Annotated in this window: 15 protein-coding genes; 4 read left to right on the top strand and 11 right to left on the bottom strand. The window is 69.8% G+C overall.

Features of this window, described 5'->3' with window-relative positions; all coding sequences use genetic code 11:
* Window positions 1-10 precede the first annotated feature (10 nt).
* From trkA to dusB, 6 genes are all read right to left on the bottom strand, one after another.
* Window positions 11-1387: a Trk system potassium transporter TrkA gene (gene trkA, locus FA743_RS12815; protein WP_136886500.1), complete on the bottom strand. Its 1377-nt coding sequence runs from the start codon at window positions 1385-1387 to the stop codon at window positions 11-13.
* A gap of 114 nt (window positions 1388-1501) precedes the next feature.
* Window positions 1502-2893, bottom strand: coding sequence for a nitrogen assimilation response regulator NtrX (ntrX, locus tag FA743_RS12820; protein ID WP_136886501.1), 1392 nt, complete (start codon window positions 2891-2893; stop codon window positions 1502-1504).
* On the bottom strand, window positions 2890-5151 hold the full coding sequence (locus tag FA743_RS12825; protein WP_136886502.1) for a sensor histidine kinase NtrY-like: 2262 nt from the start codon (window positions 5149-5151) through the stop codon (window positions 2890-2892). Before FA743_RS12825 ends, ntrX begins: the two co-directional genes overlap by 4 nt.
* 75 nt (window positions 5152-5226) lie before the next feature.
* Window positions 5227-6681 carry a response regulator gene (locus FA743_RS12830; protein ID WP_136886503.1) on the bottom strand — a complete coding sequence of 485 codons (1455 nt, stop codon included), beginning with the start codon at window positions 6679-6681 and terminating at the stop codon, window positions 5227-5229.
* Window positions 6682-6693: 12 nt separating this feature from the next.
* The gene (locus tag FA743_RS12835) at window positions 6694-7803 is read right to left on the bottom strand and encodes a two-component system sensor histidine kinase NtrB (RefSeq protein ID WP_136886504.1); all 1110 of its coding nucleotides are present in this window, start codon (window positions 7801-7803) and stop codon (window positions 6694-6696) included.
* A complete protein-coding gene (dusB, locus tag FA743_RS12840) occupies window positions 7800-8804 on the bottom strand; it encodes a tRNA dihydrouridine synthase DusB (protein ID WP_136886505.1) in 1005 nt (334 codons plus the stop codon). Before dusB ends, FA743_RS12835 begins: the two co-directional genes overlap by 4 nt.
* Before the next feature lie 243 nt (window positions 8805-9047).
* Here dusB and FA743_RS12845 point away from each other — a divergent pair, with 243 nt between their 5' ends.
* A complete protein-coding gene (locus FA743_RS12845; protein WP_136886506.1) occupies window positions 9048-10430 on the top strand; it encodes an L-serine ammonia-lyase in 1383 nt (460 codons plus the stop codon).
* Here FA743_RS12845 and FA743_RS12850 read toward each other — a convergent pair.
* Window positions 10427-11518 (bottom strand): sensor histidine kinase, encoded by a 1092-nt coding sequence (locus tag FA743_RS12850; RefSeq protein ID WP_211242271.1) that lies wholly within the window; start codon window positions 11516-11518, stop codon window positions 10427-10429. The two genes, FA743_RS12845 and FA743_RS12850, sit on opposite strands and share 4 nt — an antisense overlap.
* A gap of 242 nt (window positions 11519-11760) precedes the next feature.
* Between FA743_RS12850 and FA743_RS12855 the strand changes: the two genes are divergently transcribed.
* The 3 genes from FA743_RS12855 (at window position 11761) to FA743_RS12865 (ending at window position 15357) form a co-directional block, all read left to right on the top strand.
* Complete coding sequence (locus tag FA743_RS12855; RefSeq protein WP_136886507.1) at window positions 11761-12411, top strand: COG3650 family protein; 651 nt, start codon at window positions 11761-11763, stop codon at window positions 12409-12411.
* Between the two features lie 112 nt (window positions 12412-12523).
* Window positions 12524-14695 carry a YjbH domain-containing protein gene (locus FA743_RS12860; protein WP_136886508.1) on the top strand — a complete coding sequence of 724 codons (2172 nt, stop codon included), beginning with the start codon at window positions 12524-12526 and terminating at the stop codon, window positions 14693-14695.
* Entirely contained in the window at window positions 14692-15357 is a 666-nt protein-coding gene (locus FA743_RS12865; RefSeq protein ID WP_246054952.1) for a YjbF family lipoprotein, read from the top strand. Before FA743_RS12860 ends, FA743_RS12865 begins: the two co-directional genes overlap by 4 nt.
* A 174-nt stretch (window positions 15358-15531) precedes the next feature.
* On the opposite strand, the gene FA743_RS12870 is transcribed toward FA743_RS12865, so the two are convergent.
* From FA743_RS12870 to FA743_RS12885, 4 genes are all read right to left on the bottom strand, one after another.
* Window positions 15532-15750 (bottom strand): hypothetical protein, encoded by a 219-nt coding sequence (locus FA743_RS12870; protein ID WP_425467186.1) that lies wholly within the window; start codon window positions 15748-15750, stop codon window positions 15532-15534.
* A 198-nt stretch (window positions 15751-15948) separates the two neighbouring features.
* Window positions 15949-16731: a metal ABC transporter permease gene (locus FA743_RS12875; protein ID WP_136886510.1), complete on the bottom strand. Its 783-nt coding sequence runs from the start codon at window positions 16729-16731 to the stop codon at window positions 15949-15951.
* A 26-nt stretch (window positions 16732-16757) separates the two neighbouring features.
* On the bottom strand, window positions 16758-17600 hold the full coding sequence (locus tag FA743_RS12880) for a metal ABC transporter ATP-binding protein (RefSeq protein ID WP_136886511.1): 843 nt from the start codon (window positions 17598-17600) through the stop codon (window positions 16758-16760).
* Window positions 17597-18094 (bottom strand): Fur family transcriptional regulator, encoded by a 498-nt coding sequence (locus FA743_RS12885; protein WP_246054953.1) that lies wholly within the window; start codon window positions 18092-18094, stop codon window positions 17597-17599. The genes FA743_RS12880 and FA743_RS12885 overlap by 4 nt, the downstream gene beginning before the upstream one ends.
* Window positions 18095-18199 lie beyond the last annotated feature (105 nt).

The following is an 18199-nucleotide window of genomic DNA, read 5'->3' on the forward strand; positions in this document are numbered from 1 at the left end:
CGGCCCCCGTCTAGAAGAAGTCGATCGAGACCTGCAGCAGGCGCTCGACCTCGGGGACGTCCTTGGTCAGGGCAAAGATCAGCACGATGTCGCCCTCGTCGATGCGGGTGTCGGCCAGGGGCTTCAGCACCCGGTCGCCCTTGCGCACGGCGCCCAGCAGCGCGCCTTCGGGAAAGTCGATGTCGCGGATCGCCCGGCCCGCCATGGGGCTGGTGGACAGGACCTGCGCCTCCATCACCTCGGCCTCGGCATCGCCGATGGAATAGATGTCGCGCACCCGCCCGTGGCGGATGTGGCGCAGGATCGTCGAGACGGTCGTGGCGCGCGGGTTGATGTAGGCGTCGATGTCCAGCGCCGCCATCAGCGGCACCAGCGTCGGATCGTTGATCAGCGCGATGGCCATCTTGGCCCCCGCCTGCTTGGCCCGGACCGAGGCCAGGATGTTGGTCTTGTCGTCGCTGGTCACGGCCAGGACGGCATCGGCCTGCGGCACGCCGGCCTCGTCCAGGATCTCGGCCGACAGACCGTCGCCGTTCAGCACGATGGTGCGTTCCAGCCGGTCGGCGGCATATTCGGCGCGGCTGCGGTCGCGTTCGATCAGCTTGGCGCGGATGCGGTCGGGGCGGGCCTCCAGCGCCTGCGCGACGGCCAGGCCCACATTGCCCGCGCCGATGATCGTCACGCGTTCCTGCTTCTGCGGAGGCTTGCCGAAGATGTCCAGCGTGCGCGCCACGTCGTCCGCATGGCTGAACACATAGATCTGGTCATGCGCGAACAGCTGGTCGCCCGGGTCGGGCGCGAACAGCCGCCCCTCGCGGCGCACCCCCGCCACGATGGCGCGCAGGCTGGAGAACAGGTCCGTCAGCTGGCGCAGCGGCGTGTTCAGCGCCGGGCAGTCGGGTTCCAGATCGATCCCCAGCAGCTGCACCTTGCCGCCCATGAAGGTTTCCACATCGAAGGTCGAGGGCGCGGACAGGCGCTGCAGCGCGGCCAGCGCGACCTCGCGCTCGGGGCTGATGACCACGTCGATGGGCAGGTGTTCGGTGCGGTAGAGATCGGAATAGATCGCGTCCAGATAGGCGCCCGACCGCAGCCGGGCGATCTTGCGCGGGATCTGGAAGACGGAATGGGCCACCTGGCAGGTGACCATGTTCACCTCGTCGGAATGGGTGGCGGCGATGATCAGGTCGGCGTCGCGGGCGCCCGCCTGATCCAGCACGTCGGGATGGCTGGCAAAGCCGGTCAGGCCCTGCACGTCCAGCGCCTCGGTCGCGCGGCGGACCAGATCGGGATTGTTGTCGATGACGGTGACGTCGTTGCGCTCGCCCGACAGATGGCGCGCGATCTGCCAGCCGACCTGACCGGCCCCGCAAATGATGATCTTCATCCACAGCCCTCTTGCCGCTGCCGCAACCGGCGCCTCCCCTGCCTATGCCGGGCGGGCGCGGGGCGCAAGCGCGGCCCCCGCGCGCCTGCGGCCCGGCGGTGGACAGGCCCCGCCCTACTTGCCCATCGCCATCTCGTCGTCGCTGCGCATGCCGCCCACCACGCCCAGGGATTTCAGCTTGCGGTGCAGCGCGCTGCGCTCCATCCCCACGAATTGCGCGGTGCGGCTGATATTGCCGCCGAAGCGGTTGATCTGGGCGACCAGATATTCCCGCTCGAACAGCTCGCGCGCCTCGCGCAGCGCCATCGCGGTGACCGAGGGGCCCAGGGTCAGCGTCTCGCTGTTGTCGGGCGTGGCGCCCTGCGGTTCCAGCTCCGAGGGTAGGATCGGCCCGGCGCTTTCGGCCAGGATCAGCACCCGCTCGATCACGTTGCGCAGCTGGCGGATGTTGCCGGGCCAGCGCATGGATTGCAGCGCGGCCACGGTCTCCTCGGGCAGATCGCGCGGGGTCAGGCCCTGGTGGCGGTGGAACTGCGTGATGAAATGGCGGGCCAGGGCCGCGATGTCGTCGCGCCGGTCGGCCAGCGAGGGCACCGCGATGGGCACCACGTTCAGCCGGTCGAACAGCTCCTGCCGGAAGCGCCCGGCGGCGATCTCGGCCATCAGGTCGCGGTTGGTCGAGGACAGCACCCGCAGGTCGACCCGCACCTTGTCGGCGCCGCCCGAGCGCACGAACTGCTGTTCGGTCAGCACCCGCAGGATCTTGGGCTGGGTGCCCATGGGCATGTCGCCCACCTCGTCGAAATAGATGACCCCGCCATGGGCCTGTTCCAGAAGGCCCGGCTCGATCCCGCGCTCGGGGGATTCGCGTCCGAAGAGGACCTCCTCCATCCGCTCGGGCTCGATGGTGGCGCAGGGCACGGTGATGAAGGGCGCGGAGGCGCGGGGGCTGTGGGCGTGGATATAGCGCGCGGCCATCTCCTTGCCGGTGCCCGGCTCGCCCGCCAGCATCACCCGGCCGTTGGATTTGGCCAGCTTGTCCAGCCCGTCGCGCAGCCGCTTGAAGGCCGCCGACTGGCCCAGCATTTCCGAGGCCTTGTCGCCGCCGCGCCGCAGGGTGCTGTTCTCGCGCCGCAGCCGGGCGGTTTCCATCGCGCGGTTGATGACCACCATCAGCTGGTCGATGTTGAAGGGCTTCTCGATGAAGTCGTAGGCGCCCTGCTTGATCGCCGCCACCGCGATCTCGATATTGCCATGCCCCGAGATGATGATCACCGGCACGGCGGGGTTGTTGCGCTTGACCTGCTTGAGGATGTCGATCCCGTCCATCCGGCTGTCCTTCAGCCAGATGTCCAGGATCATCAGCGCGGGCTCGGCCTCGTTCAGCGCGCCCACCGCCTCGTCGGAATTGGCGGCCAGCCGGGTGTCGAAGCCCTCGTCCTTCAGGATGTCCGCGATCAGCTCGCGGATGTCGCGTTCATCATCGACGATCAGGATGTCGCTCATGGTGTCGCCTCGTCTTTGTCGTGTCTGCTTTTCGGTTTCGCCCCCCGGACGGGATGGCGTTCGCGCGGCAGCCGGATCTCGGCCATGGCGCCCGGCCGGTCGGGGGCATCGGTCAGGGACAGGCTGCCGCCATGTTCCTCGACGATCTTCTTGACGATGGGCAGGCCCAGCCCGGTGCCGTGGCTTTTCAGCGTCACATAGGGCTCGAACAGGCGCGAGCGGTCGGCGGGCAGGCCCGCGCCATTGTCGATGACGCGGATGCAGACCTGCTCGGGCTGGGTCTCCAGGCTGACGCGGATCTGCGGCGCCCAGCCCTCGGGGGCATGGGCCGCCTGTTCCTCGACCGCCTCGCCCGCGTTCTTCAAGAGGTTCGTCAGCGCCTGCCGCATCATGCCCGCGTCGCAATCGACGATCACGGGCGTGTCGCCGATCTCGCTGACCAGCGCGCCATGCAGGGCATCCTGCTGCAGCAGCACCACCTCGCGCAGCAGGGCGGCCATGTCGGTCTCGGCCCGGTCGGGCTCGGGCATCCGGGCAAAGCGGCTGAACTCGTCCACGATCCGGCGCAGGTCGTTGGTCTGGCGGATGATGACGTCGGTATATTGTTCCAGCGCGGCGCGGTCGCCCTCGGCGGCCAGCGGGCCGAACTTGCGGCGCAGACGTTCGGCGGACAGCTGGATGGGGGTCAGCGGGTTCTTGATCTCGTGCGCCACGCGACGTGCCACGTCGCCCCAGGCTGCCATGCGCTGCGCGCTGACCAGCTCGGTCACGTCGTCGAAGGCCACCACATAGCCCTCCAGCACGCCATCGGCGCCGCGCCGCACGGCCATGCGGACCAGCAAGCTTTCGACGCGCCCCTCGCGCATCAGCCGCACCTCGTCCTGGATGGTCTCGGCGACCGAGGCCGACAGGCGCTCGAACAGCGCCGCAAATTCCGGCACCGCCTCGGACAAGAGCGCGTCGATGTCGCGCTTGGCATCCAGCCCCAGAAGGCGGCTGGCCGAGCGGTTGACGAAGTCGATCTCTCCGGCGGCGTCCAGCCCGATCACCCCCGAGGTGACCGAGGTCAGCACGTTGTCGAACAGCCGCCGCTGGTCGTCCGACAGCCGATAGCTTTCGATCAGCTCCTCGCGCTGCGTCTTCAGCTGGCGGGTCATGCGGTTGAAGGCCTCGCCCAGGGTCTGGATCTCGTCGCCGGTGCGCGGCTCGGGCACCTGGACGTCCAGATCGCCCTGCCCCACGCGTTCCGTCGCCTGCGCCAGAAGGCCGATGGGCCGTGACAGGCCCCGCGCGAACCACAGGCCCAGCCAGATCGCCGCCGCCACCAGCAGCAGCGCGAAGCCCAGATAGACCAGCGAGAATTCCAGCAGCACCTGCGCCCGCATCGCCTCCAGCTGGCGGTAATCGCCGACCGTGGCGCGGGTCTCGTCCAGCAGCCCCAGCAGGCTGCCGTCCACGTCGCGCGTCACGTACAGATAGCGATCGGCCAGCGGCGGCAGGGCGACCAGCGCGCGGAACTCGTCATTGTCCCAGTCCTCGATCAGCACGATGCCCTCGGCCTGCGCGCGGTCCAGCTGGTCGCTGGAGGGAGCCTCGTACCAGAACAGATAGCTGCGCTCGCCCCGCGCGCGGATCTCTCCGGTGCCGCTGATGATATAGGCCTCGCGCAACCCGCGCTGGATCAGCGACTGGCCCTGCGCCAGAAGCTGGCGCATCTCGCCATCCTCGATCAGCGGGTTGGCGCGACCCGCCTGGGTCAGCACGCCCGCCAGCGCGCGGGCATCCTCGGTCAGATCGCCCCGGTGTTCGGCGTGATAGGCCTCGGCCGCCGCCTGCGAGGTGGTGACCACCTGCTGCACCCGGTCGGAAAACCAGCCCTCCAGCCCGATATTGACGAGGAAGCCGGCGAACAGCGCGACCAGCACCGTGGGCACCAGCGCCAGCCCGCCGAAGATCGCCACCAGCCGGGCATGCAGGCGCGAGGCGGGCATGGTGCTACGCCGGGACGAGATCAGCCGCGCCATGCGCCCGACGATGAAGCCGATCAGCACGATCAGATAGGCCAAATCCGCCAGCAGCACGACGCGCAGCGCCTGCCCCTGCATGGCCTTGCCGAAGGGTCCCATGATCATCAGCGTTGCCACGGCCAGCATGACGCCGGACAGCACAATGCCCCAGGTGAGCGCGCCCCGCCATTGGCGCGGCAATCGGATACGGGCCAGCCTGTCCCAGCTGAGCCCCGACGCTAGGCCTGCCATAACCCCCACTTGCCGTCTTGCGCGGCTTTTGTTCGTGGGCGGCGCGTGTCCTTCGCGCTGCCCCCTGTGGCGGTTTTACATCAGTTTGCGGCGCCGTGTCACCTCGATATTCAGCTCGGTCAGCTTCTTGCGCAAGGTATTGCGATTGATGCCCAAAAGGTCTGCGCAGCGCAGCTGGTTTCCGCCGGTCGCATCCAGCGCCACCTGCAGCAGCGGGCGTTCGACCTCGCGCAGGATGCGGTCGTAAAGGCCCGGAGGCGGCAGCGCGTCGCCATGCAGGTCGAAATAGCGCTGCAGATGCGCCTCGACCGAATCCGACAGGCGCGATCCGGCCTGCGGCAGGCTGGCCTGCCCGGTGGGCTCGGGCGGTTGCGGGGCAGGACCGCTGGCCGAGCTGGGCGCCGGAGGGGGCGCGCGGTGGCCGGTCTGCTGGGTCAGCGCCTCGCGCATCTCGGACAGGCTGATCGCCGCGCCGCTGGCGGTCAGGGCCAGGCGGCGCATCATGTTTTCCAATTCGCGCACATTCCCGGGGAAGGGATGGGCGCGCAGCAGGCTGGCCGCCTCGTCCGACAGCATCCGCTCGGGCAGGCCCTGCGCCGCCGCGCGGGCCAGAAGATGCGCGGCGAGCGGCAGGATGTCGTCCACCCGGGCCCGCAGAGGCGGCACGCTGACCGTCACCCCCGCCAGCCGGTAATACAGATCCGACCGCAGCCGCCCCCCGGCCACGTCCGATTGCGGATCGGCCCCGGTGGTCGCCACCACGCGCGGCGCCTGCGCACGGTCCGGCCCCGATTCCATCGCCTCGATCAGCCCGATCAGCCGGGCCTGCGCGGCGGCGTCGAAGCCCGCCGGGTTCTCGATCACGATGGTGCCGCCGCGCGCCTTGTCGGCAGCGCGCGCGATCGCGTCCTCTCCGGCATCCGACGAGGTCAGGACCGCCAGCCCCCGGTCGCGGCGGTCCGACAGCTCGTGAAAGCTGCGCGCGATGGTGGTCTTGCCCACCCCCGCCTCGCCCGCGATGATTACCGGCAGATCGGCGTTCAGCACCCGCGCCACCATCCGGAACAGCGCCTGCATCGAGGGCGCGTGCCCGATCAGCGGCATGGCCGGATCGGCGGCCTCGCGCGGCAGGGGCAGCGGGTCGGGCATGGGATCGGACTTGCGCGGGCGGCGCGACAGGGCCTGGTTGGCCTTGGCCATCAGGTCGGGCAGATCGAAGGGCTTGGGCAGGTATTCGAAGGCCTCGGCCTCGGTCGCGCGGATCGCGGTGACGATGGTGTTCTGGGCCGAGATGACGATCACCGGCAGATCGGGCCGCGCCTCGCGGATGGCGGGGATGCGGTCGATGCCGTTGCCGTCAGGCATCATCACGTCGGTGATGACCAGATCGCCGCGCCCCTCCTCGACCCATTTGGACAGCTGCGCCAGGCTGCCCGTCGCATGGACCCGGCAGCCCGCGCGGGTCAGCGCCTGCGTCAGCACCGTGCGGATGGTGCGGTCGTCGTCAGCGATCAGAACGGTGCCGTCCATGGGGTGAGGTCCTTATGCCTTGGGCAGGGAAATGCGGAACACGGTGCGACCGGGCTTGCTGTCCACGCGGATCAGCGCGCCGTGGTCGGTGATGATCTTGCTGACCAGCGCCAGCCCCAGCCCGGTGCCGTTCTCGCGGCCCGAGACGAAGGGCTCGAAGACCTGGTCGGCGATGGCGGGGGGAAAGCCCGGGCCGTTGTCCTCGATCTCGATCTGCAAGGGCAGCGGGCGGCCGGCGGGGTCGGTCTCGTCGGGGGGATGGCGCAGGGTGTGGTCGTAATGGGTGCGCAGGCGGATGGTGCCGCCGGCCTTGCCCTCCAGCGCCTCGGCGGCGTTCTTCACGAGGTTCAGGCAGACCTGCACCAGCTGGTCCGCATCGGCCAGCGCCGGCGGCAGCGAGGGGTCGTAGTCCGTCACCACCTGCACGCCGCGCGCGAAGCCCACCTGCGCGGACCGGCGGACCTGTTCCAGCACGTCATGCACGTTCAGCGCCGCCAGCTTGGGTTCGGAGGTGTCGCCGAAGCGTTCCACCTGATCCAGCAGCGCCACGATCCGGCGCGATTCGCTGACGATCATCTCGGCCATCTCGCGGTCCTCGGGGGTGGCGTTCATCGCCATCAGCTGCGCCGCGCCCCTTATGCCCGCCAGCGGGTTCTTGATCTCGTGGGCCAGCATCTCGGCCATGCCGATGGCACTGCGCGCCGCGCTGCGCACATGGCGGGCCTGATGCAGCCCGTCATCGTCCTGCGGCACGATCAGCAGCGTCACCGCGCCCCCCGTGGCCCCGCCCGCCCCCGCATGGACCGCCGCGCGCCGCGCCTGATGGCCCCCCGCGCGGTCGCCGATCTCGAAGACGACCGAGGTCTGATAGAGCGCCTCGTCGCTGGCCCGCACGCGGGCGATCAGCGGACCGAGGCTGGGGGACAGGCGCAGGCGGGTGGACAACTCGTCCCCCTCAAGGACCCGGCCCAGGGTGGAATTGCGCGAGATGTTCAGCCAGATCTCGGCGGCGTCGTTCATCGCCGCGACCCGTCCCGAGGCGTCCAGGATCAGCGCGGGCAGCGGCAGCGCCTCCCATCCCGGGCCGGGCGAGATCACGCGGAAATCCCGGGGGCGGGTCATGCGGCGGCCCGCCCCGGCGCATCTGCGAAGGCGCGGCGGATCAGCTCGACCGTCGCCGCGGGGCTGGGCGCGCGCAGCATCTGGTCGCGCAGGGGGGCGCCCGCCGCCTCGGCATACCAGCCCAGATGCTTGCGCGCGACGCGCAGGCCGGGATCGGCCCCGTAGAAGTCCAGGATGTCCAGGTAATGGGCCTCGACCAGATCGGCCAGCGCGGCGCCCTGCGGGATCAGGGGCGCGGGGCAGCCCCACAGGTCATGGGCGATCTGCGCCAGCACCCAGGGCCGCCCCTGCGCGCCGCGCCCGACCATCACCGCCTCGGCCCCCGACCGGGCCAGCGCGGCCCGGGCGCTGGCGCCGTCGGTTACGTCGCCATTGGCCACCAGCGGCGGGCGCCCGGGCAGGTCGGCCACGGTGCGGATCGCCTGCCAGTCGGCTTGGCCCTTGTAGAACTGCGCCCGGGTGCGGCCATGCACGGTCAGCATCGCCACCCCCGCATCACGCGCCCGCGCCGCCAGTTCGGCGGCGTTCAGGCAATCGTCGTCCCAGCCCAAGCGCATCTTCAGCGTCACCGGCACCGAGACCGCGCCCACCACCGCGTCGATCAGGCTCAGCGCATGGTCCAGATCGCGCATCAAGGCCGCGCCTGACAGCCCGCCCGTCACCTTCTTGGCCGGGCAGCCCATGTTGATGTCGATGATCCGCGCGCCCATGTCCTCGACCATGCGGGCGGTCTGGGCCATCGGCCCCGCCTCGCGCCCGGCGATCTGCACGCTGACCGGCAGCGCGCCTTCGGTCAGGGCCTTCGCGCGGACAGAGGCCCGAGTCGAGGGGCGGGGCGTCACCATCTCGGTCGAGGCGACCATCTCGGAGACCATCAGCCCGGCGCCGAAGCGCGCGACGGCGCGGCGGAACGGCAGGTCCGTGATGCCGGCCATCGGCGCCAGGAAGACCGGCGGACCCAGGGGCGTGGCGCCAAGACGGATGGGGTCGGGCAATCTCATGTCCTGTTCCTTCGCCCCGCGCGCCGCCGCCTGCAAGAAGGGCAGGGAGGGCCCGGCCTGCCCAATTCGCAGGCGCGACCCAGTTGCACGAAATGGGGGCATGTTGCAACAGTTTTGGGCACCCCCCGCGCCCAAGGGCGGATCCCGCCCGTGTCGCATCCGGGGGGCGAAAGCGTCGCAGGGGGGCATGGCGGCCAGCCGCCGGGCGTGATTGGATGGGTGGATGCGCTCAGGGGAGATGTCATGTTTCTGTCGGTCTTCGATCTGTTCAAGCTGGGGGTGGGGCCCTCGTCCTCGCATACGATGGGGCCGATGGTCGCCGCCGCGCGGTTCCTCGAGGCGCTGCAGGGCCAGCCCTTTCAGGCGAAGGGGCTGCGCGCCAGCCTGCATGGCAGCCTGGCCTTCACCGGCAAGGGACACGCCACGGATCGCGCCACGATCCTTGGCCTTGCAGGCTTTACCCCGGCCCGCATGGACATGGAAGCCGCCGAGGCCGCGCTGGCCGAAAACCGCGCCACGGGCCGCCTGACCCCGCCCGGCCTGCAGCCGATGGCCTTCGATCCCGACCGCGACCTGCGCTTCGACTACGACACCGTGCTGCCCGGCCATGCCAACGGCATGACGCTGCAGGCGACCGATGCGCAGGGCGACGTGCTGTTCCAGCAGATCTATTACTCGATCGGGGGCGGCTTCGTGATGACCGACGCGGAACTGGCCGCGCGCGGGACCGAGGATCGCAGCGATGCGGTCGCCGCCGTGCCCTTCCCCTTTGCCAGCGCTGCCGAGATGTTGCAGATGGCTGAAAAATCAGGCAAATCCATTGCCCGCATGAAGGCGGCGAATGAGCTGTGCTTTCGCAGCCAGGCCGATCTGGATGCCGGGCTAGCAGGCATCTGGCAGGCGATGCGCGACTGCATGGACCGGGGCCTGGCGACCGAGGGCATCCTGCCCGGCGGCCTGAACGTGCGCCGCCGCGCCAAGGCCATCCACGACACGCTGCAGGCCGAGCGCGGGCTGAACATGACCGCGCCCCATGTCATCAACGACTGGATGTCGACCTATGCAATGGCCGTGAACGAGGAGAACGCCGCCGGCGGCGCCGTCGTCACCGCTCCCACCAATGGCGCGGCGGGCACCGTGCCGGCAGTGATCCGCTATTGGCTGGACCATGTGCCCGGCGCCTCCGAACGGCTGCTGCCCGACTTCCTGCTGACGGCGGCGGCGGTGGGCGGGCTGATCAAGCACAACGCCTCGATCTCGGGCGCGGAATGCGGCTGCCAGGCCGAGGTGGGCAGCGCGGCGGCGATGGCCGCAGCGGGGCTGGCCGCCGTGCTGGGCGGCACCCCCGGCCAGATCGAGAACGCCGCCGAGATCGCGCTGGAACATCATCTGGGCATGACCTGCGACCCGGTGCGCGGTCTGGTCCAGGTGCCCTGCATCGAACGGAACGGGCTGGGCGCCATCAAGGCCGTCGCGGCGGCCAGCCTGGCCCTGCGCGGCGACGGCCACCATATCGTGCCGCTGGACGCCGCCATCGAGACGATGCGCCAGACTGGCCGCGACATGTCGGAGAAGTACAAGGAGACCTCGCTTGGCGGCCTCGCCGTCAACGTCCCCAACTGCTAGGGCGTCAGGCGCCCGCGCAGGCGGTAATGCAGGCCCTGCGGCAGGTATTCCGCCAGCCCCTCGCCGTCGAAATAGGCCGGGACGATCTGGTTGACCAGCCGCGAGCCGAAACCCTCGCGCGTGGGCGCCTCGACCGCCGCGCCGCCGCTTTCCTGCCAGTCCAGCCCGAAATGGTCACCCTCGACCGACCAGCTCAGGTCGACCGCGCCCTGCGGGCTGGCCAGAGCGCCGTACTTGGCCGCGTTCGTCGCCAGCTCGTACAGCGCCAGCGACAGGCCCACGGCCTGCTGGCTGCTCAGCGGCACCGAGGGGCCGGACAGGCGGATGCGGTCGTTGCCGACCAGATGCGCGCCGATCGACCGGGCCATGACCTCGGTGATGTCGGCGCTGTCGCCGAGGCCGGTGAACAGGCCCTGCGCCTTGGCCAGCGCCATGATCCGCGCGCCGACGCTGTCGCGGGCCTCCTGGATCGTCTCGGCGTTGCGCAGGCTGGAGGACACCACCGTCGAGGTCACCGACAGGATGTTCTTGATGCGGTGCAGCAGTTCCTCCTGCATCACCTGCTGGTTGCGCCGCGCCTGAACCAGCGCGGTCACGTCCACGGTGACGTTCATCAACCCGGCCACGACGCCGTCATCGTCGTGCAGGGGGCTGTAGCTGAAGGTCCAGAAGGTTTCCTCATCGAAACCGTTGCGGGTCATGATCAGCCGCATCTCTTCGGAATAGGTGCCGCGCCCGGACAGGGTCTGGTCGACCAGCGGCTTGACGTCGTTCCAGACATCCGCCCAGATCCGCCGGAACGGCTGGCCCAAGGCGCGCGCCTCCTTCCGGCCCAGGACCGGGGCATAGGCGTCGTTGTAGAGCATGGTCAGATCGGGGCCCCAGAACATGCAGGCCGCGTGGCTCTGGCCCAGCATGATCCGCACCGAGGTCAGCAGCGAGACCGACCAGCCCGAGATCGGGCCGAGGGGCGTCGTCGACCAGTCGAAGGCACGGATCGCCCGCCCCATCGGACTGTCGTTCCACGAGAACCGCGGGGTCTCGAGGCGCAGGGCAGCGGTGTCATGGCCGAGGTCCGCAGGGATCATGTCGTCAACGCCACCAAAAAGAACATCTGCAGACCATGGCCCCTTTTCATCCTCCAATTCAACGAAGAACCCATGAGATAGCCCGTCCAAAGCCGGAAATGAACAAATATCATAGCGCTGCAACACCCTGTCCCCTGTCGGGCAAATGACTGCGGATGCCTGCCAGAGGGGGCGTGGTGCTTGCCCCCTCGGGTTGTGATTGGTAACGCTTGGCGAACACTTACCCGGAAGGCCCCTGCCCCATGCTCCCCCGTCTTGCCTCCCTCGCCCTGCTGATCCTGCCGCTGGCGGCCTGCGACACCCAGGCTTTGTCCGATCTGCGCCGTGGCATCGGCCTGGATCAGGCGGAAGCCCAACCCGAACAGCCCGCCGGGCCGCGCCCCCCCGCGGTGTCCCCGCTGGAGCAGCCGATCGAGACCGCCGAGGCCGCACCGCGCCCCATCTCGATGGCCGAGCCGCTGACCTATCGCAACACCGCCTTCCTGGCGGGCGGGAACGAGCCCGGCTGGACCGTCGAGATCGCCGGCAACACCGCCACCTATCGCACGCCGGACAGCCCCTCGGGGCGGCAGATCCCGGTGAACCGGTTGGTCTTTAACCAGGGCGTCGAATATATCGGCGTGCTGAACGGGCGGCCCTTCGTCGTCAACCTCCGCGCGGAACGGTGCCGCGACAGCATGTCGGGCGCCCGCCTGCCCCTGACCGCCCGGCTGACCGTCGCCGGAGAGGCCCAGCTGGGCTGCGGCACCCCCGGCGCCGCGCCCGCCCCGGTCGAACCGGCCCCCGTCGAGGCCGCTCCGGCGGCTGCGGCGCCGGTTGCTGCGACGCCGTCCGCCGAGGCTGCAGCCCCCGCCACCTCGCCCCGGGCCGAGGCCGCCCCGGCGGCAGGATGACCCCGGCCGCGGCGGGTCCTCACGCAGTCGTGTGTCGATCCGCCGGGCCAAGCCTGCCACTGCGCCTGAACATCTTGAACTGCCGATCCCGCCGTCGAAAGGAAGCCGCCCGATGCGCCGCTCGCGCCTGACCCGCCAGCTGATGGCCACCACCCTGCCCCTAGCCCTGATCGTGGGCTCGGGGATTGGCATCGCGACGGCCGACCCGATGCTGGCGCGCAACATGTCCACCTATGGCATGCCCGGCGGCATCGACACGCCCACCGCCGAGGCGATGGCCGAGGGAACGCTGGCGGCCACCGTCTCGCTGTCGGATTACGCGCTGCGCAGCAACGTGCTGTTCCAGCTGACCCCGCGTCTGACCACGGCCTTCCGCTATTCCCGCATCGAGGGCATCAACGACGCCCGCAATTCCGGGTCGATCTATGACCGGTCCTTCGACTTCCGCTATCAGCTGGTCGATGAGGATGGCTGGCGGCCGGCCATCGCGATCGGGTTGCAGGATTTCCTGGGCACCGGGGTCTATTCCGGCGAGTATATCGTCGCCACGCGCAACATCACGCCCACCATCCGCGCCAGCGCCGGTCTGGGCTGGGGAACCCTTGCGGGCAAGCCCCGGATCATCGATGCCGGCGACGAGGGCGGCACCGCGAATGTCGAGGACTGGTTCCGGGGCGGCGCCGCGCCCTTCGCCTCGGTCAGCTGGCAGGTCAGCGACCGCCTGAACCTGCAGGCCGAATATTCGAACGACATCTATCGCGCCCAGTACCGCCTGAACAGCGGCGCGCTGGTCACCCAGCAGCAGGGCGACACCGAGCCGGGGCGCGTCAACCTGGGTCTGACCTATCAGATGGGCCGGTCCTATCAGCTGGGCCTCTACACGATCGGCTCCGAGACGATCGGCGCGCAGTTCACCGTGGCGCTGAACCCGCGCGATGCGGTCTATCCCTCGGGTCTGGAACCCGCCCCGGCACCGGTACGTCCGCGTCCCGCGCGGGCCGCCGATCCCGAGGGCTGGTCGGGGCAGTGGTCGCAGGACCCGACCGCGCAGCCGGCCATCCAGACGGCCCTGTCCAATGCGCTGGCCGGCGAAGGCCAGATCCTGCAAAGCATGGCGCTTGCCCCGACGCGGGCCGAGGTGCGCATCCGCAACACCCGCTATGTCCATCAGGCCGAGGCCGTGGGGCGCACCGCGCGTCTGATGACCCGCGCCCTGCCCCCCTCGGTCGAGACCTTCGTCATCACCCTGGTCGAACGCGGCATCCCGGTCTCGTCGGTGACGCTGCGGCGGTCGGATGTCGAGCGGCTGGAGAACACTGAGGTCGGGCAGATCGCGCAGGCCTCGGTCCTGTCCGACGCGGTGCCCTATCCGGGCGATCTGGTGCGCACCCCCGGCGCCTACCAGCGCTTCACCTGGAACCTGGGGCCCTATCTGGCGACCTCGCTGTTCGATCCGAGCGATCCCTTCCGCTACGAGGTGGGGGCAGAGGCCCGGGCCAGCTACGAGATCGTTCCGGGGCTGGTCTTGAGCGGCGCGATCCGCCAGCGAGCCTTCGGATCGATCGACAAGGAGGCGCCGGGCGGGCTGTCGCCTGACGAGTACGAGGCGCAGGACAGCGACATTGCCGGGAACGGCGTGCCGCGCGTGCGCTCGGACAGCCGCATGTATTCCGGCACGACCAGCCCGACCATTCCCGACCTGACGCTGGCCTGGTTCGCGCGGCCGACCGATCAGGTCTATTCCCGCGTGACCGTCGGCCTGCTGGAGCGCGCCTATGGCGGCGTCTCGGCCGAGGCCCTGTGGAAGCCGGTGAACTCGCCCCTGGCCTTCGGCGCCGAGGTGAATCGCGTGCGCAAGCGGGACTTCGACGGCGGGCTGGGGTTCCGCGACTACGAGGTGACCACCGGGCATGTGTCGGCCTATTACGAGTTCGGGCAGGGCTACACGGCTCAGGTCGATGTCGGCCGCTATCTGGCCGGGGATGTCGGCGCGACGCTCAGCGTCACGCGCGAATTCGCGAACGGATGGCGCGTGGGCGCCTATGCGACCGAGACCGACCTGAGCGCAGAAGAGTTCGGCGAAGGATCCTTCGACAAGGGGCTGACGATATCCATTCCGCTGGCCTGGGCCACCGGCCAGCCCAGCACGCAACGCGTGGGCGGCACCCTGCGGTCGCTGTCGCGCGACGGCGGATCCCGCGTGCGGACCGACGGGCTGTACGACCGCGTCCGCGACAGCCATGCGACGCAGATTTACCAAGGCTGGGGGAGGTTCTGGCGATGATCGGATATCACGTTCGCGCGGGGATGGCCGCCTGCGCGTTGCTGATGGGCCTCTCGGCCTGCAGCAACACGCCTGCCGGGCAGGAGGGGTCGGGGATCGGCACCGCCCTGCGTCAAGCCGCCGCCGAGGCCGTCGCGGCGCGTCGCGGGTCGTCCGAAGCGCCGGTCGCACCCCGCACCCCGCAGCAGCGCGCCGAGGAGGCGCTGCGCCTCAATCCCGGGCCGCTGATCATGGTGGGCTTGGAAAACCTGGGCACCACGCAGATCATGGCCCTGACCGGCCAGAACGGGGCCATGCGCACCTACATGACCCCGAACGAGCAGGCGCTGATCCTGCGCGGCGGCATGCTGGTCGGCACCCGGGGTCTGGGCAATGACATGTCCGTCACCGAGCCGCAGACCGAGACGCTGATCCGCAACGGCCAGTCCGGCTCGGGGCAGCGCATCCTGCGCTACTACACCGGCGACGGGCTGGAGACGCCCCTGCGGTTCGACTGCACCACCGGCCCCGGCCCCAATCCCGGCATCATGGTCGAGAACTGCGCCGGCCATGGCGTCACGTTCCAGAACAACTATCAGGTCCAAGGCGGCCAGATCACGGTGTCGCGGCAATGGGGCGGCCCGGCCTTGGGCTATCTGACGATCCAGACCCTGCGGCCCTAGGGCCTTGCCAAGGCGCTACGCGAAAGGGCCAGGGTCATCGCGACCTCTGGCCCTTTCTTCGTCACGCCGACCGGCTTGATCCCGGATCGGGCATCACGGGATCGGGCAAAAAAAATAAGGGCTGGCACATGGCCAGCCCTCACTGCTTCCACCGGCATGCGCCGAAGGAATGAATCAATCGGTGGTGGAGTCGTTGTCGTCGTCGTCCGAAGCGACGGCGGCAATCACGCCCAGCAGCAGCAGGGCGGGGACAACCAGGCCAGCGTTGGTCGAAGCGGGACGCTCCTCAACGATGACGGGCTCGACTTCGACGACGGGGGCGACATAGCCACCGGCCAGAGCCGAAGTTGCGGTCAGGCCGAGAGCGGCCGCGAAAGTAGCGAATTTGGTCATGATCATGCTCCGTTTCGATTGACGGCTGCCATCTCTGGCAACATCGCTGCGACAGTTACATAAAGCCGTACGGTTGAAAAGCTGGATTGGATTGAATCCCCCGTGGGCCTGTACGCACTGTTGCATATTGGCCAACCCGCGATTCACCCCTTCGTTCCACCCCCTGCAAACCCCCGGAAAAACTGTGACAATTGCGCACTAGCCCCGTCGAAGCGCTTGGGAGAGGACGAAAAAACAGGCCGCCGCGGTCACGATCGAGGGACCTGCCGGCGTGTCCATCCGCAGGCTGGCCCACAGCCCCAGAACGACCGAGGCGGCGGCGATGAGGGCGGCGACGGCGGCCATCCGCTCGGGCGTGTGGGCCCATCCGCGGGCCGCCGCCGCCGGCACGATCAGCATGGCCGAGATCAGCAAGGACCCTACGACGCGAATCGCAAGCGCGACCACAACCGCAAGCGCCAGCGACAGGACCAGCCGCTCCACCCGGGGATCGATCCCGGCGGCCATCGCCAACTCCTCGTTCAGGCTGGAGGTCACCAGCCGCTGCCAGCGCGCGATCAGCATCGCCAGGACCAGCGCCGCCCCGGTCCAGATCAGCGCCAGATCGGCCCGCCCCACCGCCAGAATGTCGCCGAAGAGATAGCCGGACAGGTCCGACCGCGCCGCCGGCACGAAGCTGATCGCGACCAGACCGAAGGCCAGTGCCGAATGGGACAGCACCCCCAGCATCGTGTCCATCGCCTGCCCCCGCGCCACCAGCGCCGAGACGAGGCAGGCCATCGACACCGCCACGGCCAGCGTGCCCGCATAGATCGAGATGTCGAAAGCCAGCGCCAGCGCCACCCCCAGGATCGCCGCATGGGCGGTCGAATCCCCGAAATAGGCCATGCGCCGCCAGACCACGAAGCTGCCCAGAGGCCCCGCCACCAGCGCCAGGCCCAGCCCCGCCAGCACGGCCCGCATGAAGAAATCGTCAAGCATCGGATGTTCCTTGCGCGGCCCCTGCCCTATGGCCCGGGCACTGTCCCGTGGCCGTGATCGGCCGAGCAGCCCGGCCCGTGGCGGTGGCCTTCTGGCATGACGGTGACGGGCCCCCGGTCATGATCGTGGTCGTGGTCATGGTTGTGGCGATAGAGCGCCAGCGTACCCGCCGCCTCGGCTCCGAACAGGGCGCGGTATTCGGGCGCGGTGCTGACCTGCTGGGGGCTTCCCTCGCAGCAGACATGCCCGTTCAGGCAGACCACCCGGTCCGAAGAGCGCATGACCACCAGCAGGTCGTGGCTGACCATCAGCACCGAGGCCCCGGTCCGGCGCCGGACCTCCTCGATCAGCTGGTAGAAGGCGACGATGCCCGGCTGGTCCAGCCCCTGCGTGGGCTCGTCCAGCACCAGCAGATGCGGATCGCTCAGCAGCGCGCGGGCCAGCAGCACGCGCTGGAACTGGCCGCCCGACAATTGCGTCAGCTGGCGCGGACCCAGACCGGGAACGCCGGTGCTGGCCAGCGCGGCCTCGGCCTCGGCCTCGCTCACGCGGACGGGCAGCGACAGGAAGCGGCGCACGGTCATCGGGATGGCGATGTCCAGCTGCACCCGCTGCGGGACATAGCCGATGCGCAGCCCGGCCCGGCGCGTCACCCGCCCCGAGGCCAGCGGCATATGCCCCAGCAGCGCCCGGATCAGCGAGGACTTGCCCGATCCGTTGGGGCCGACCACGGTCACGATCTCTCCGGGCCGGATGCGGAAATCGACATGGCTCAGGACCGGCTCGGTGGTGCCGGGGCGGTGGATGGTCAGCGCCTGCGACTCGATCAGCGCTGCCGCCGCCTCCGACGCCGGCAGAGGGGGGGTCATGCCACGCCCTCCTCGGCGCAGGTGGCGCATAGGCCGAGCGCCTCGACCGTCGCGCGCTCCACCCGGAAGCCGCCCTGCGCGGCGACGGCGGTCAGGGCGTCGCGGATGGGCGCGGCGGCGGCCTCGGCCACCTTGTCGCAGCTGCGGCAGATCAGGAAGGCGGGGTGGTGGTCATGGCCCGGATGCAGGCAGGCCGCGAAGGCATTGAGCCGCTGCAGCCGATGCGCCAGGCCATGCGTGACCAGGAATTCCAGCGCGCGATAGGCGACCGGCGGCTGGCGTCCGAAACCCTCTGCCGCCAGCCGGTCCAGCACCTCGTAGGCGCCCATCGCCCGGTGGCTTTCCAGCAGGATCTCCAGCGTGCGGCGGCGCACCGGGGTCAGCCGGGCGCCCTGCCCCGCCAGCCGCGTGGCCGCCTCGTCCAGCACCCGGCTGGCGCATTGCTGGTGATCATGGGGCGCGAAGGTCGCGGCGATGGCATCGTCATGGGGCACAGCAGATCCCTCCCGCATAGGGCGTTACTGTATTACATTCAGGTTGACTTGTTATGCTGTAACACACAGAACCCCGGGATCGCAACAAACCCCGACTACTAGGAG

It is taken from the genome of Paracoccus gahaiensis, from assembly GCF_005048225.1.
Taxonomy (GTDB): domain Bacteria; phylum Pseudomonadota; class Alphaproteobacteria; order Rhodobacterales; family Rhodobacteraceae; genus Paracoccus; species Paracoccus gahaiensis.

Excerpts from the sequence above, each read along its gene's own strand:
- dusB (WP_136886505.1), bottom strand. The coding sequence starts at position 8,804 with ATGAGATTGCCCGACCCCATCCGTCTTGGCGCCACGCCCCTGGGTCCG.
- FA743_RS12860 (WP_136886508.1), top strand. The coding sequence starts at position 12,524 with ATGCGCCGCTCGCGCCTGACCCGCCAGCTGATGGCCACCACCCTGCCC.
- FA743_RS12870 (WP_425467186.1), bottom strand. The coding sequence starts at position 15,750 with ATGACCAAATTCGCTACTTTCGCGGCCGCTCTCGGCCTGACCGCAACT.
- ntrX (WP_136886501.1), bottom strand. The coding sequence starts at position 2,893 with ATGAGCGACATCCTGATCGTCGATGATGAACGCGACATCCGCGAGCTG.
- FA743_RS12880 (WP_136886511.1), bottom strand. The coding sequence starts at position 17,600 with ATGACCCCCCCTCTGCCGGCGTCGGAGGCGGCGGCAGCGCTGATCGAG.
- FA743_RS12825 (WP_136886502.1), bottom strand. The coding sequence starts at position 5,151 with ATGGCAGGCCTAGCGTCGGGGCTCAGCTGGGACAGGCTGGCCCGTATC.
- FA743_RS12835 (WP_136886504.1), bottom strand. The coding sequence starts at position 7,803 with ATGACCCGCCCCCGGGATTTCCGCGTGATCTCGCCCGGCCCGGGATGG.
- FA743_RS12855 (WP_136886507.1), top strand. The coding sequence starts at position 11,761 with ATGCTCCCCCGTCTTGCCTCCCTCGCCCTGCTGATCCTGCCGCTGGCG.
- FA743_RS12845 (WP_136886506.1), top strand. The coding sequence starts at position 9,048 with ATGTTTCTGTCGGTCTTCGATCTGTTCAAGCTGGGGGTGGGGCCCTCG.
- FA743_RS12830 (WP_136886503.1), bottom strand. The coding sequence starts at position 6,681 with ATGGACGGCACCGTTCTGATCGCTGACGACGACCGCACCATCCGCACG.
- FA743_RS12850 (WP_211242271.1), bottom strand. The coding sequence starts at position 11,518 with ATGATCCCTGCGGACCTCGGCCATGACACCGCTGCCCTGCGCCTCGAG.
- trkA (WP_136886500.1), bottom strand. The coding sequence starts at position 1,387 with ATGAAGATCATCATTTGCGGGGCCGGTCAGGTCGGCTGGCAGATCGCG.
- FA743_RS12865 (WP_246054952.1), top strand. The coding sequence starts at position 14,692 with ATGATCGGATATCACGTTCGCGCGGGGATGGCCGCCTGCGCGTTGCTG.
- FA743_RS12875 (WP_136886510.1), bottom strand. The coding sequence starts at position 16,731 with ATGCTTGACGATTTCTTCATGCGGGCCGTGCTGGCGGGGCTGGGCCTG.